Source organism: Psychrobacter sp. H26 (genome assembly GCF_059073035.1).
This window is the reverse complement of record NZ_JCACRW010000001.1, coordinates 2,785,363-2,800,833: the sequence shown is the minus strand read 5'-3', so window position 1 is coordinate 2,800,833 and position 15,471 is coordinate 2,785,363. Positions and strand designations below refer to the sequence as shown.

General features: G+C 44.0%; 12 protein-coding genes. 9 read left to right on the top strand and 3 right to left on the bottom strand.

Going from position 1 to position 15,471, the window contains the following annotated elements:
* Positions 1 to 114: 114 nt before the first annotated feature.
* The 4 genes from AC5JPT_RS11615 to AC5JPT_RS11600 all read left to right on the top strand — a co-directional run bounded on the left by AC5JPT_RS11615 (position 115) and on the right by AC5JPT_RS11600 (position 5,404).
* The gene (locus AC5JPT_RS11615; protein WP_493858203.1) at positions 115 to 528 is read left to right on the top strand and encodes an Ohr family peroxiredoxin; all 414 of its coding nucleotides are present in this window, start codon (positions 115 to 117) and stop codon (positions 526 to 528) included.
* A 379-nt stretch (positions 529 to 907) separates the two neighbouring features.
* Positions 908 to 3,895, top strand: a complete 2,988-nt coding sequence (gene polA / locus AC5JPT_RS11610) for a DNA polymerase I (RefSeq protein WP_493858202.1) — start codon at positions 908 to 910, stop codon at positions 3,893 to 3,895.
* 348 nt (positions 3,896 to 4,243) lie between these two features.
* Positions 4,244 to 4,780 carry a hypothetical protein gene (locus tag AC5JPT_RS11605; protein WP_493858201.1) on the top strand — a complete coding sequence of 179 codons (537 nt, stop codon included), beginning with the start codon at positions 4,244 to 4,246 and terminating at the stop codon, positions 4,778 to 4,780.
* 270 nt (positions 4,781 to 5,050) lie between these two features.
* Complete coding sequence (locus tag AC5JPT_RS11600; protein ID WP_493858200.1) at positions 5,051 to 5,404, top strand: hypothetical protein; 354 nt, start codon at positions 5,051 to 5,053, stop codon at positions 5,402 to 5,404.
* Positions 5,405 to 5,519: 115 nt separating this feature from the next.
* Here the strand turns inward: AC5JPT_RS11600 and hemH are convergent, their stop codons facing one another.
* Positions 5,520 to 6,539 carry a ferrochelatase gene (gene hemH, locus AC5JPT_RS11595; protein ID WP_493858199.1) on the bottom strand — a complete coding sequence of 340 codons (1,020 nt, stop codon included), beginning with the start codon at positions 6,537 to 6,539 and terminating at the stop codon, positions 5,520 to 5,522.
* Between the two features lie 490 nt (positions 6,540 to 7,029).
* Here hemH and metX point away from each other — a divergent pair, with 490 nt between their 5' ends.
* The 4 genes from metX to trhO all read left to right on the top strand — a co-directional run bounded on the left by metX (position 7,030) and on the right by trhO (position 11,290).
* Positions 7,030 to 8,358 (top strand): homoserine O-acetyltransferase MetX, encoded by a 1,329-nt coding sequence (metX, locus tag AC5JPT_RS11590; RefSeq protein WP_493858476.1) that lies wholly within the window; start codon positions 7,030 to 7,032, stop codon positions 8,356 to 8,358.
* Positions 8,355 to 8,972 carry a methionine biosynthesis protein MetW gene (gene metW, locus AC5JPT_RS11585; RefSeq protein WP_319051870.1) on the top strand — a complete coding sequence of 206 codons (618 nt, stop codon included), beginning with the start codon at positions 8,355 to 8,357 and terminating at the stop codon, positions 8,970 to 8,972. The genes metX and metW overlap by 4 nt, the downstream gene beginning before the upstream one ends.
* A gap of 387 nt (positions 8,973 to 9,359) precedes the next feature.
* The gene (locus AC5JPT_RS11580; RefSeq protein ID WP_319051871.1) at positions 9,360 to 9,941 is read left to right on the top strand and encodes a tetratricopeptide repeat protein; all 582 of its coding nucleotides are present in this window, start codon (positions 9,360 to 9,362) and stop codon (positions 9,939 to 9,941) included.
* 275 nt (positions 9,942 to 10,216) lie between these two features.
* On the top strand, positions 10,217 to 11,290 hold the full coding sequence (trhO, locus tag AC5JPT_RS11575) for an oxygen-dependent tRNA uridine(34) hydroxylase TrhO (protein WP_493858198.1): 1,074 nt from the start codon (positions 10,217 to 10,219) through the stop codon (positions 11,288 to 11,290).
* Between the two features lie 106 nt (positions 11,291 to 11,396).
* Here the strand turns inward: trhO and serA are convergent, their stop codons facing one another.
* A complete protein-coding gene (gene serA, locus AC5JPT_RS11570) occupies positions 11,397 to 12,623 on the bottom strand; it encodes a phosphoglycerate dehydrogenase (RefSeq protein WP_319051872.1) in 1,227 nt (408 codons plus the stop codon).
* Between the two features lie 345 nt (positions 12,624 to 12,968).
* Here serA and AC5JPT_RS11565 point away from each other — a divergent pair, with 345 nt between their 5' ends.
* On the top strand, positions 12,969 to 14,411 hold the full coding sequence (locus AC5JPT_RS11565) for an FAD-binding oxidoreductase (RefSeq protein ID WP_493858197.1): 1,443 nt from the start codon (positions 12,969 to 12,971) through the stop codon (positions 14,409 to 14,411).
* 94 nt (positions 14,412 to 14,505) lie between these two features.
* Here the strand turns inward: AC5JPT_RS11565 and AC5JPT_RS11560 are convergent, their stop codons facing one another.
* A complete protein-coding gene (locus tag AC5JPT_RS11560) occupies positions 14,506 to 15,135 on the bottom strand; it encodes a BLUF domain-containing protein (protein ID WP_493858196.1) in 630 nt (209 codons plus the stop codon).
* Positions 15,136 to 15,471: the final 336 nt, after the last annotated feature.

The following is a 15,471-nucleotide window of genomic DNA, read 5'->3' as shown; positions in this document are numbered from 1 at the left end:
ACTTGTTGTAAATATTTACTACTGACTCACTGAGCTGCCTCAATGATTTGCTATCCTAGATTGGACATTTAGATTTACCACTTCAACATAAAAACTCAAAACAAAGGATGTGTCATGAAATCTCTATATTCTACAAAATCTACGGTTACTGGCGGTCGTATGGGTACAGCAACCTTGAGCGATAGTGATCTTGAAATCAACATGGTACCACCAGGCGGTAATCAAAAAGGTAACAACCCTGAGCAATTACTTGCTATGGGTTATGGTGCTTGTTTTGATGGCGCTCTAGGTGTGGTCAAAAAAATGGAAAGCGCCACATTTGGCTCAACTGTTGAGACCTCTGTCGATTTACTACAAGGTGACAATCACGAATACAAGCTTGCTGTAAAAATCCACGTTATCGCTGATAACACAGACCTATCTGCTGATGACATCCAAAAACTGGTAGAAAAAGCACATGAAGTATGCCCATACTCAAAAGCAACCAGCGGCAACATTGATGTTGAAGTCACTTCAGAAGTAAAATAACGCATTATTAGACTTATTATCAATAAGTAATTAAGAATAAGTTAATTATAAAAGAACTCAGCTGGTCTGGGTTCTTTTTTTGTTTGACATTTTGGTGAAAAACTAGGGAGTGTCCCTATTTTAAAAATGGTAATAAAAATGAAATAAATCGCAGGCAAACAAGGAAAATAGTGCAGACAATATCGAGAGATTAATCAGCTATTTAGCGCCGTTTATCAAAGATTTAGCCATTTTTAGCCCATTTAGTGATAAGCGTTTGAATTAGGGACACGCCCTAATACCACTACAATATCTCGTAACGGTTAAGGAGTTCGGCACACGCGGATTTTATCGTTATAATAAGAGCATATTTCTATCTAATAGCTGATAAGTGACCTTTATGACTGATAATATAGCCGACAATACAGCTGGTAATACGACCAGCAATGACCACCACTCCCATCAAGCCCTAGACCCAAAAGCCTTGCCAAATTTTGACGATATGCCTAATGTTGCTTTAATGGATACCAGTCATGTGGACAAAGATCAGCCACCGTTTATCTTGGTTGATGGCTCTTACTATCTGTTTCGCACCTATCACGCTCTTCCAAAAACCATGCAAAACTCGCAAGGTCTGATAACCAATGCGATTCGTGGCACCTTAAATGCACTGCTAAAATTGATGCGCCGTTATCATCCGACGCATATGGCGGTCTGCTTCGACACCAAGTCACCCACCTTTCGCCATCATATGTCACCTGACTATAAAGCCGCCCGTCCGCCTATAGACGTAGAGCTGGTAGAGCAAATTCCTTATATCCATCGTTTGGTCAGCGCGCTAGGTATTCCGCTGCTACGTATTGAAGGCGCAGAAGCGGATGATATCATCGGTACGCTTGCCCATCGTGCGGTCGAGCAAGGTCATCATGTCGTTATCTCAACGGGTGATAAAGACATGATGCAGCTGGTCAATGACTGTGTGATATTGGAAGACAGCTTTACGGGTAAAGTCACGGACACGCCAGCCGTCATCGACAAGTTCGGTATCAACCCAAATCAAATGATTGATTTTTTAACCCTGATGGGTGACAGCTCTGACGGTATTAAAGGCGTACCGGGTATCGGTAAAAAGACCGCAAAAGACCTGCTGGTTGAGTATGGTGACATCGACAACATGCTCAAGCATATTGGCTTTATCAAAGGTCGCGGCGCCAAAGGGTTGATCGAACACGCCAATGATATCCCTTTTAACAGACAGCTCGCTACCATCGTCACCAATCTAGAAATAGGTCAGGACTGGAACGATCTAAAAATCAACACCGACCCTTGTGCATATATAGACGAGCTACGCGAATTGTATAATGAGCTTGAGTTTAGAAACGAGTTGGCATCGCTCGATCATCCAAACCATCCTGCAAACGGCTCAAAGAGTGTCGCGGATAGCCAAGCCAATGCTGAGTCACAAGCACAAGTCGCCAAATCTCTACAAGCAAACAGTGGCGATGACATCAAGGTCAACCATCAGGATAAAGCGTGGCATACTATACTCGACGAGCCAGCGTTTGATAGCTTAGTCAAATTATTAGAAGCAGCGCCGCATTTTGTCATCGATACCGAAACCACCAGCGTCCATTGGCGCGAGGCCCAGATCGTCGGTATATCGTTTGCTGTGCAAGCACACGAGGCTTATTATGTGCCACTCACCCATAGCTTAGAAGGTGATGAGCTAACAGCAAAACAGCTCGACCGCGATACGGTATTGGCACGCTTAAAGCCTGTGCTAGAAAACCCAAATATCGGTAAAATCGGACAGCATCTAAAATACGACGCACATATCCTCGCACACTATGACATCGACTTAGTTGGTGCGATACATGAGGAGCCAAACAACTGGGCGATGGATACCATGCTGGCAAGCTACGTCATTAACGCAGCAGCCACTCGCCACGGTATGGACGACTTGGCGCGCCATTATCTACAAACGCAGACCATCAGTTTTGAAGAGGTGGCAGGTAAAGGCGCGAAACAAGTCACCTTTGACCAAGTAGCTATCGATATTGCGAGCGATTACGCGTGTGAAGATGCCGATATCACCTATCAGCTGTTTGACATATTCAGCGTTGAGCTGGCGAATGATGCCAACAATGCCAAATTACTCCACGAGTTAGAGATCCCAACGGCTGAGATACTTTGCCAAATGGAAGCAAAGGGTATTCTCATCAAACGCTCCTTCTTGAACGAGCTATCAAAACGCTTTGATGAAGAAATCATCGCGCTCGAGCAGCGTGCCTACGAGGTGGCGGGTGAAGAATTTAACTTAGGCTCACCAAAGCAGCTTGGTGAAATGCTATTTGATAAGCTTGGCGTGCCTGGCGGTAAGAAAACCAAGTCTGGCCAATACTCTACTGGTGAAGCGGTCTTATCAAAAATCGATCATCCTTTGGTCGATATCACCTTAGAGTATCGCGGGTTATCTAAGCTCAAGAGCACTTATACCGATGCGCTCGATAACGTCGCAGATAGCGAGACGGATCGCGTCCATACCAGCTATCATCAGGCATTAACGAGTACAGGTCGTCTATCATCAACCGATCCTAACTTACAGAATATTCCGATTCGTACGGCGACGGGTCGCCTGATTCGCCAAGCCTTTATCGCACCAGAAGGTCGTGTGATCTTAGCGGCGGATTATTCACAGATTGAATTGCGTCTGATGGCGCACTTCTCAGGCGATAGCAACCTGACTCATGCCTTTAACGAAGGTCTAGATATTCATGCTGCCACTGCTGCCGAAGTGCTAAGCAAAGAGGTCGCGGACGTTACGCCAACGGAGCGCCGTAATGCCAAGGCTATTAATTTTGGACTGCTATATGGCATGAGTGCCTTTGGACTTGCTAAGCAGTTACAAATGAGCCGCGGCGAAGCACAAGACTATATCGACATGTACTTTGAGCGCTATCCAGGTGTCAAAAACTATATGATTAACACGCGTGCCAGCGCCTACGAGCAAGGCTATGTCGAGACGATATTGGGTCGTAAACTCTATACGCCTGATATCAATCATAGCAATCGTATGGTTAAGCAAGGTGCCGAGCGCGCGGCGATTAATGCGCCATTACAAGGCTCAGCCGCTGATTTGATTAAGCTTGCCATGATTGCTGTTGATAAAGTACTGCCTAAAGATCAGGCCAAAATGCTGCTACAGGTTCATGATGAACTCGTTTTTGAAGTGGATGTCGATAAGGTAGATACGGTTAGCCAATTGATTACGGATGCTATGCAAGATGTCCTAGCGACTACCGCGGTCGATAAAGGCTGGACTGTCGACTTTGCAGTGCCGTTATTGGTTGAGACTGATAGCGGTCAGAACTGGGATGAAGCACACTAATTATTGATTTTGGGGAGTTTATAGCTTCCCACAACGTAGAGATAACATGGGTTTTGTGCTTTTATACTTACCAATACTGAAAGTCAAACTTAACCCATTGTTTGCTATGTTTAGTCAATTAGTACAATTATCAATAGAGTGAAGGGTAACATTTATCTTTATATTACCTATACAAACAATCACTTATGACCAATTGGTTATATTTTATGACGTTATCATCGTCAAGCTAGGTTATAATAGCGTCCTATAGATTATCTGTATTTAGTGAGACAGTTTTGGTTAGAGTGAGCCTGCGGGCTCACTTTTTTGTTTTTAACACATTCTTTTGACGCGCAGGAGCCAGTTATTTTGAATTCAGATGGCCTCATTGAAATCCCCGGTATGATCCTGTTGTTTGCCTGTTTGCTACGTTGCACACAATACCTTGTACAAAGTCATATCAAACACATTCAGGCTTTTTGGTTGGCAGCGCTACTGGTATTTGTCGCTGTGATACGACGGGAATTGAACTATCTACCAGACTTATGGGTTCCAAGCGACTTCTCTTTTTTGAATCAGTCTTATGACTGGTGGGAAGATAGTGTGCTGACCGTTATTTATCTTGTGGCGCTTGGTCTATTGGCTTATTCGAGAAAATACCTCTGGGCAGTACTAAAGAACGTGCCTGTCTCACTCTATCTCAGCGCTGCAGTACTGGCAATCATCCAATATATGGGAGAGAACGCCATTGTATTCCCGCATACATGGGGAGAAATTGTCGAAGAATTGTCGGAAACGGCTATCTATGCGATTGCCTTAATATATCTATGGCGTTTCAAACTGGCTGACTATGAGTCGTATCTGATGCAGAAATTAAATTATAAATTCAAGCATACCAATAGCTAAAACGATCATTATAATGGCTTATACTTAATAGATTAGTGGCTCAAACTGTATAAAAAATGCTGCAAAATCGGACGGCTGCTCAATATGAGTAGCCGTTTTGCATTCTGGCAATCGCCTTACATATTTTGAACATCCTGTCACACCTTACTACTAGTGAAAATTCTAATAACCGTACAGACTGTTCAGTAGAATAACACTGTCAAAATAAATAATGCTTTTACAAGCGCGTACAATAATTTTACTGCCAATAATTACAATAAGGAATGACTTATGGAAAACTCAGAAAACCCACTACCAGAAGAGATGGATCATATCGATGGCAACAGCCGCAATGACGGTACCGTTGGTCAAACCGATGCAGACAATCAGTTGGTCGATCTAGACAACCCAATGCTGCATACTATCGATAATGACGATGTCATCGATAACAGTGCTGGTTTTGATAACTCAGAAGTTGGTAGCGCAGCTACACAGGGGTTAACGCCGATGCACCGTCAAAACATTGATGAATCACGCGTAGATGAGGTGTTGGTACAGGACAATCTTGATGACAGTGATTATCCAGATGCGATGGATATCGCCGATAGAGATGCTGCAGAGCGCAGCAATGACGATGATTTTTAGAATCTAATACGACTACTGGAGTACTTCTTTAAATCAGAAAAGCACACCTAACGATAGTAGGTGTGCTTTTTTATAGCTTGTAATTCAGTTGATAATTATATAGATGCTAACCATGCTATGCCCAACCATCAAGCGTACCCGCCCACCCTTTTACAAGAGGCAAGCTCAATGCTTCAAGCAACTCAATATGGGTCTCATCAAGGTTAAGTGCGGGAATGTAGTGATACTCTTGCCCGCCTGCTTCCAGAAAATTATCACGGTTTTCAATGGCCAGCTCTTCTAGCGTCTCAAGACAATCCGCTGAAAATGCAGGACTAACCACTTGTACTGAGCGTACCCCAGACTTGCCCCAGTCTTCTAACACCACATCAGTATACGGCTTTACCCACTCTTGCTTACCAAAACGTGACTGGAAACTAATAATCCATTCGTCCTCTTTTAGACCAAGTGCGTGCGCTACTTGTGCTGCGGTACATTTACAACGCTTAGGATACGGATCGCCTTTATCCGCGTAAGGCTGCGGGATACCATGGAAGCTAAACATCAACTTTTCAGGTTTGCCATGCTTCTCTTGGAAGCGGCGAATTGAGTTGGCTAATGCTTGAATGTATAGCGGATGAGCAAAGTAGTCTTTGACAATCGTATAGTTTGGCAGATTACGCTGCTTGAGTGTCCACTTCGTCAGCGCATCGTATACCGCGCCACCAGAAGAGGCCGAATACTGCGGAAACAATGGCAGAATGACAAAGTGATCCACCCCTTCTTCGCGTAGTGCATCCATGACATCAGGCAGTCCAGGATTGCCATAGCTCATCGCAGGATGCACAGAGACACGAAATGGCGCCACGCTGTTTGCCAGACGCGGTTCCAATAGCTCAACTTGGCTATTGAGTATCTTACGAATCGGTGAGTCACCTTCCCAAATGCTGGCATAAGCTTTTGCCACGCGCTTAGGACGACTGGGCAATACAAACAGATTCAAGATGATTGCCCATAAAAACTTGGGAATCTCAATCACTCGCGGGTCTGACAAGAACTGTTTGAGATAGCGACGTACGGCAGGTGCCGTTGGCTCATCTGGTGTACCGAGGTTGACTAACAGGACAGCAATACGTGGAGGCAATTCAGGTTTCATAGCAGCACTATTTATCAGCAGTAAGTTATTGGAGATAATGTCACAACTATCACAATGAGAGCACGCAGGATTGTGTAGACACTATGGAATATAGACATCTTTAGTGTAGCATTTTATCCATGAATAGCGCATGGCAAAAGCACCCTTATACAATTTGATACGCAGTTGTCCTTTATTCTTCCCTTATTCACTGTATTTAGCACTTATTCATTATTTGCCTATGATCCATTTGCTATAGAAATGGCGTTCGAAAGGTCTGCCCAAAGGTTGTACTCCTACGCGCATCGCCATACAATAGGCAAGCCCTGTTTATAAAAACTGGGTAGGCAAAATAGTCTGCCAACCGCTTGCCATTTTGTTTTTATTTTATTGATGATTGTCGTCCTGTGAGGTAGCTTTGAACGCACGCTCTGATAACACTAATGACCAGCAACTCAACTCTCATGCCAAAGCCAGCAGCCCAGCCAATTCTGCTGCTAGATCAGTTGGTATTGTTACGCCACAGAACTACCATTTTGCTGAACCATTAACCCTAGAGTGCAACCGGACTCTACCCTCTTTTGACTTAATGGTAGAGACTTATGGGACACTCAATAGCGACCACTCAAACGCTATTTTAATTTGTCATGCACTATCAGGTAACCATCACGCCGCAGGTTTTCATAACAGCGACGACAAAAAAGCGGGTTGGTGGGACAATATGATCGGTCCCAATAAAGCTATCGATACCAATCGATTCTATGTGGTATGTGTCAATAATATCGGTAGCTGTTTTGGATCGACAGGTCCTACTACTATTAATCCAGATAGCGTTGGCTCAGATACTAGCAATACAAATAGCAGCAGTGAGCCACAAGTTTATGGCCCTGACTTTCCGCTCATCACCATTAAAGACTGGGTAAAAACCCAAGCCATGCTATCAGATCGCCTAGGCATTGATGTATGGCATGCTATCGTTGGCGGCTCAATGGGCGGTATGCAAGCGCTACAATGGTCTGTCGACTATCCAGACAGACTCAAACGCTGCGTGGTTATTGCTAGTACGCCAAAGCTCTCTGCCCAAAACATCGCCTTTAACGAAGTCGCACGTCAGTCTATATTGTCTGATCCTGACTTTAAGGATGGACGTTATATCCAAGCGGGCACATACCCTCGCCGCGGACTCATCCTCGCACGCATGGTCGGTCATATCACTTATCTGACTGATGACGCGATGAAAGCCAAGTTTGGGCGTGACTTGAAATCTGGCAAATTTATGTATGGCTACGATGTCGAATTCCAAGTTGAGAGCTATCTGCGTTATCAAGGCGAGCGCTTTAGCGAAAACTTCGATGCCAATACCTATCTGCTCATGACCAAAGCGTTAGACTATTTTGATCCGACACGTGGCTACCCATCAGTCGCAGTAAAAAACAGTACAGAGTCTGCTGTACCGCTAGAGGATTCAATCGCAGCGGCTGTTGAGACGGATAAGAAAAACACACAAAATGAGTTAGAAGGTGCAGTAGCGACGATTGAAGAGATTGAATCTGATCGTCAGCAAGAACTTTCTGCGCTCAAAGCTGCTCTTGCTCATACACAGTGTCAATATCTAGTCGTATCATTTACCACCGATTGGCGCTTTGCACCCGAGCGCTCGCAAGAGATCGTGGACGCGCTAATGGCAACGGGCAAACCCGTCAGTTATATCAATATTGATGCCCCGCATGGTCATGACTCCTTCTTGTTTGATATCCCACGCTATATGGGTGCGGTCGAAGGGTTTTTGACGGCGCCTTTTATTACCCCTAGTCGCCAAGCCACAGGAGCGCGCTCATGAGAATGGATCACCAATTGGCAGAGCGCTGGATTGCGCCGCAAGCACACGTACTTGATCTGGGCTGTGGCAATGGCGAACTCCTCGCACATTTGCAACACAAGCTAGGCGTAACAGGCTATGGGCTTGAGATTGATGAAGATAAAATCAATGAGGCCATTGGTAATGGCTTATCGATTATTGAGCAGGATCTAAACGATGGATTGGCACGTTTTGCTGATGACAGTTTTGATACGGTGGTCATGGCGCGCGCCCTGCAAGCGGTAAAGTCCCCTGATGTGCTATTGCTGGATATGTTGAGAGTTGCTCGTGAAGCGGTTATTACCTTCCCTAACTTTGCCCATTGGCAAAACCGTATCCATCTAGGGCTTAAAGGCATGATGCCTGTTTCAGAAGCGCTGCCTTATGAGTGGTACAACACTCCAAACATTCATCTGTGTACATTCAAGGACTTTGAGCAGCTATGCGCGCAGCATGATATTCATATCATCAATCGTTTTGCTGTTAGTGATTCTGAGAAAGGACATACACCATTGATGAAAGCGCTCATACGCCAAGCGCCTAATTTGTTAGCAGATGTTGCTATCTACCGAGTAACGAAGAAAAAACCGAAGTAATGTCAGTTGTTTGATTTATACTGACGCAAATAACAACGTGCTCATCAGTAGATATTCGTGCCCGTCAAACCGTTAATTGGTTATTGTCTTATAGTAACTCTATGATTTTAATAGGGACAATCAGGTATAGATGACTATGAAATCTTGTAATTAGTATTTGAGTTTCGTAAGTTTGGGTGTTAAGCTAGCAAAATGTTGTCAGCCACCCTACTATTACGACCGTCTGTCTAATTATTGGGGTTCAAGCGACGATACAAAAATGATAAAACCCATTGCTAATGATTAGGTAAGTTCATATCGCAAGATGTCACCTAGTTGTTATCGCCGTCTAAAACACTTTGGCGGTACAATTTTTTTGCTTATTAACTGCCTAATTTTGGAGCTGCTATGAAATTATTAAAAGCTGCGTTGTTTACTGCATTATTCTCTTGTGCTGGTTTAGCCAATGCTGAGTTAATATCAAACGTACCGCTTGATACCTCACGTTTTGAGCTTATGCCTGTGAGTGAGCTATCCAGTCGTGCTTCTCAAGGTAACGATCACGCTCAGTTCTATCTAGCCAAGCGTTTGCAAAAAGGTGAAGGTATTGCCCAAAATACCCAACAAGCAATCCAGTGGTACACCAAAGCGGCTCAACAAGGCGTTGCTCCTGCTCAGCTAAACCTTGCTATTATGTACTTACGCGGTGAAGGCGTACAGCCTAACCTGCAACAAGCACGTCTGTGGTTAGAAAAAGCCGCCATGCGTGGTGATAATCGTGCCAGCTATACACTTGCCCTATTAGATGAAAAGCAAAAGAATCTGGTCGATGCTTATAAGTGGTATGATTTGGCTGCCCGTGATGGCATGCTAGATGAAAAAGTCCGTAACAAAGCTCGCGGTAAAATTGGTCAGTTGGCATTAAACTTATCAAGTGATGACATTGCCAGCGCACGTACCAAAGCAGACACTTGGTTCCAGAGTAAATAAACGCTAGTTTTGCATGACGCAGTGAATATAAAAGAAAGCTCAGTATTTTACTGGGCTTTTTTGTTTTTTATCTTATGAAGAAACCGTCAATTAATAGAGAAACTGCAGATCCTTTTTAACGGTTTCGGCTCAAACACGATAAGCTATTCAAAACCTTATTAAAATTTGCTACACTACGCGCGCATTAGTAATCCCACAATTGAGCTAATGTTATATATATCTACTTTTTTATTAACATTGCACTAGGTTTGCGACCTAGCCAGCAGGAGAGATACATGAGCACCAACCAAGATAGTAATACCAAAGAAAACGCGATAACGGATAACCAGTCAGCACCTGTCTACGATAGCATTACCAACAACATCGTCGTTGCTGCATTATATAAGTTCACACGCTTTGCCGATTTTGAGCACTATCGTGAGCCTATCCTAAATACTATGCTAGGTAACGATGTAAAAGGTACGTTGTTGCTGGCAAGTGAAGGCATCAACGGAACGATTTCTGGTACGCGCCAAGGTATTGATACTGTACTTGACTATCTACGCAGTATCGAGGCGATTGGTACGTTTACTTTCAAAGAGTCTTATACTGATGCACAGCCGTTTTATCGTACCAAGGTAAAGCTAAAAAAAGAAATCGTTACCATGGGCGTAGAAAACATCGACCCCTTGGAGTCTGTTGGTCGCTATGTAAAACCAAGCGAATGGAATGCATTAATCTCAGATCCTGAGGTCACCTTGATCGACACGCGTAACGATTACGAGGTGCAAATCGGCACTTTCCAAAATGCGGTCAATCCAAATACGGAAACCTTCCGTGAGTTTCCAGAGTACGTCTCAAAAGAGCTGGACCCCACCAAGCACAAAAAAGTCGCCATGTTCTGTACGGGCGGTATTCGCTGTGAGAAATCTACTGCCTATTTGCGCGAGCAAGGGTTTGAAGAGGTCTATCATCTAGAAGGTGGTATCTTAAAATATCTAGAAGAAGTTCCTGCCAGCGACTCTATGTGGCAGGGTGATTGCTTCGTCTTTGACAACCGTGTATCGGTCAATCATAACTTAGAAAAAGGCAGCTACGAGCAGTGTTTTGCTTGCCGTATGCCCATCACTGCCGATGATATACAGAGTCCAGCCTATATCAAAGGCGAATCCTGCCCGCACTGTATCGACAAAGCGACTGATGAGCAAAAAGCCCGCTTCCGTGAGCGTGAGCACCAAATGCAGTTGGCAAAACAACGCGGCGAAGCTCATATCGGTAGTGACGTAATAGACGTCATCGAAAAGCGTAAAGTCGCTAAGACTGAAGCGCGTCTACAAGCAGAAGCTGCCAATAAAGCAAAAGCCAACTAGTTTAGATTTGGCAAAATAAAAAGAGAGGCTCTATTAAATAGAGCCTCTCTTTTTTTGACTTCAAGCAAGGTTAACGCTGTCACTTTTTTCTAATGAATTGACTATATTAGAATAAAATGCGTACGCGGATAGTCTCTTCCACATCTTTTAACTGATCTAGTGCAGCAGTCGAGTCGTTGTAATCGACATCCATGACTAGATAACCCACATCGCCTTCTGTCATCAGGCTCTGTGCTAGGATGTTAATCCCTGCTTCAGCAAACAGACGGTTAATCTGCGATAGTACACCTGGTACGTTTTTGTGGATATGTAGCAGACGATGCGAGTTTTCTTTGAACGGAATAGATACTTCTGGGAAGTTTACCGCAGTCGCTGTATCACCTTGGTCAGAGTATCTAACGAACTTATCTGCAACTTCAAGACCTATATTGGCCTGAGCTTCTTGCGTTGACCCACCGATATGCGGCGTCAAAATCACATTATCGAACTTACGCAGTGGTGACTCAAACTCTTCGTCCGCTGATTTTGGCTCTTTTGGGAACACATCGATAGCCGCGCCCAATACTTTACCAGACTCAAGTACAGCCGCCAGATCATCAATCTCGACACAGGTACCGCGTGCCGCGTTGATAAAGTAACTGCCTTCTTTCATTTGAGCGAACTGCTCCGCTTTCATCATATAGCGAGTGCTTGGCACATCAGGTACATGCAAGGTCACGATATCAGCCGTTGATAGTAGCTCTTCTAGGCTGCCTACTTGTACCGCATTACCTAACGGCAATTTGGTCACGACGTCATGATAGATAACTTTCATGCCGAAGCTCTCTGCCAGCACAGACAACTGCGAGCCGATAGAGCCGTAACCGACGATACCGATAGTCTTACCGCGCACTTCATGCGAGTTGGTCGCAGACTTACCCCAGCCGCCGCGATGTACAGTGGCATTCTTTTCAGGGATACCGCGGTATAGCATGATGGCTTCGGCCAGTACCAGCTCAGCCACCGAACGGGTGTTCGAGAATGGCGCGTTAAAGACAGGAATACCTAAGTCACGAGCTGCCTCTAGGTCTACTTGGTTGGTACCAATACAAAAGCACCCAATGCCGATAAGCTTGTGCGCATGCTCAAGTACTTCGCGCGTCAGCTGAGTACGCGAACGAATACCGATAAAATGAGCGTCTTTGATTTTCTCAATCAGCTCATCTTTGTCTAGTGCGTGACTGATATTCTCGATGTTGTGATAACCAGCGCCTTCTAGTACTTTTAGGGCATTGTCATGTAGACCTTCAAGCAATAAAAACCGGATTTTGTCTTTTTGTAGTGATAACGCCATATGAGAACTGTCCTATAATTGTTTTATAAGATTATCTGTTGGATAATCTATGATGAGTGAAACGAAAACAGTCCCGATATCTTACACAAAATTTGAGGTCGATGTTAGCAGATTAGATGAATTATTGGTTATCAAGCCTGAAAAATTTTTATGCTATAGTGAATCATTCTACTTAAAACCTATCGAACTGCTTCTTTATCATTGACCGCTTCTTATTTGTAAAAACCGCCACCCACTTATTGTTATCACGAGCAGACTCATCACTGAATTTATAGTCGTTTCGCTATATAATAAGCAGTACCAACATTCCTAGCATCGTGCTTACGCTAATATTGAGAGTTGACCATGACGACCATTACCGATCAGCCCATATCCGATACCAACACCACTGCTGTGCAAACGATCTTGAGCACACTGACTGACACTCATCAATTTGACCCCAGCCAAATCAAAACCGATGCGGAGAGCTTAGAGCATTGGGGCAAAGACTGGACCAAGCACTTCGCCCCTGCTGCCGCTGCCATCGTCTTTCCAAAAAGCACTGAGCAAGTACAAGCCATTGTGCTACTGGCTAATGAGCACAACGTCGTGCTGACCCCAAGTGGCGGTCGTACTGGACTGTCTGCTGGTGCAGTAGCAGCCAATGGCGAGATTGTCGTTAGTATGGATAAAATGAACCAGATTGGGCAGTTCTATCCTGCTGATCGTATGGTCGAGATTGAAGCAGGTGTCATCACAGAACAACTGCAACAGTTTGCTGAATCAAAAGAGTTATATTACCCTGTTGATTTTGCTTCAGCAGGCTCTAGCCAAATGGGCGGTAATATCGGCACCAATGCTGGTGGTATCAAAGTCATTCGTTATGGCATGACTCGTCAATGGATCATGGGGCTGACCGTCGTCACGGGTAAAGGCGATATCTTGCACCTCAATCGCGGTATGGTAAAGAACGCTACTGGCTACGACTTGCGTCAATTATTTATTGGTAGCGAAGGCACGCTTGGCCTCGTCACCCATGCACAAATCAAGCTTGAGCGTCAGCCACAAGACTTAAATGTCATGGTGCTTGGCATGGACAGCTTTAATGATGTCATGAATGTACTCTCTGCTTTTCAAGCGAAGATTGATTTGACCGCTTTTGAGTTCTTTGACGACGTGGCAATCGATAAGTTGATGGCACATGGTCAAGTACAAGAGCCGTTCGAATCACGTACCAAGTTTTATACCTTACTAGAGTTCGAAGCACCTTATGAGCCTATCATGGATAAGGCCATGGCTATATTTGAGCACTGCATGGAGCAAGGCTGGGTCGTCGATGGTGTGATGAGCCAAAGCTTAGCACAAGCGGCTGAGCTGTGGAAACTGCGTGAATACATCTCTGAGACCATCTCAGTGTTTACGCCTTATAAGAATGATGTCTCTGTACTGATAAGTCATGTGCCTCATTTTATCGAAGAGATCGACAGTATTGTGAGCACTAACTATCCAGATTTTGAAGTCTGCTGGTTCGGTCATATCGGCGATGGCAATTTGCACCTTAATATCTTAAAACCTGAGAACATGAGCAAGGATGATTTCTTTGCAGAGTGTCAGGTAGTGAATAAACACGTGTTTGAAACCGTACAAAAATACGGCGGTTCAGTATCTGCTGAGCATGGCGTAGGTATGACAAAAAAGCCTTATCTACAATATAGTCGCAGCGAGACAGAGATCAATTACTTGCGAGACATCAAAAAAGTATTTGATCCAAATAACATTATGAACCGTGGTAAGATTTTTGATATGTAAGCATTAGAGTTCACAAATATACTCCAATGCTTTGTCACAAAAAAGACGCTAAACCATTAGGCTTAGCGTCTTTTTTGCAACTAATATCTATCGTTTATAAATATAACAGTATCAGCGCGACGACCAGTAACACACTTAAAAACCCTTGAATGATCAAAAATGCCTGATGCGGTGCTGCAATATGGCGAAACATGTTACCCAATGCATTGTAAGTGATGCCTGCCGCTTTGATATGCGGTGGACTATCAAAGGTTTTTATCGTTTGCAAAAACCGCTCTGTACGATCAGATGACCAACCGTGCGGTGCAAATGGCAAAAACGGCGACAGCTGTGCTGCTTGCTCTTTGGTAGCAGGCGACCATAGCCAGCGCTCCAAAAACAGTAAACGCATACGCCAATCCGTAAAGCTACGATGATCGATCACCTCTAGCAACAATACTTCGATGTTTTTGTGACGACTGTCCGCAAATATACGCTCTTTGAGCTCAAATACGTGTCTTTTCTCACCTTCGATACACTGCAAAAAATGACCATTGCCATAACATAAAGTACCGGTAATACCGTGCTGCTCGTTGTAATTACGTGCATGCCCTTCTACTTCATCAAAAATAGAAGTATTCAGGCGTGAGCTGATGGTCAATGTACTCACATAAACCAGCTGCACCAGTGCTGATTCTTCTATATCTTCCCATCTCTTGATTCTATTGCTACGATTTGAGGGCATAATAAAACAATCCTAAAAGCCGATAAATATGGCTAAATGAAACAAGCAAAACGATACTATGACTATGCCTGAAGTAAATAAAGGTACTGACTCACACAAACGTAGCAAATAGTTACTACGTAGGACTATTATTACCTCTGCAGCTTGCTATCATAGCAAGCAAAATGAAAGGTACTGATAGATATTACTTAGATTATGTATTTATATAATAAATAGCAAAACAATAACCGTTATAAAAGCATTGTATGATTATGTTTTTTCGCTGTCGATGATGCGATAAAGATCACACAATACAGCATGCAATAGTTACTGCCGTTTACTTTCTATAGTAGTCAA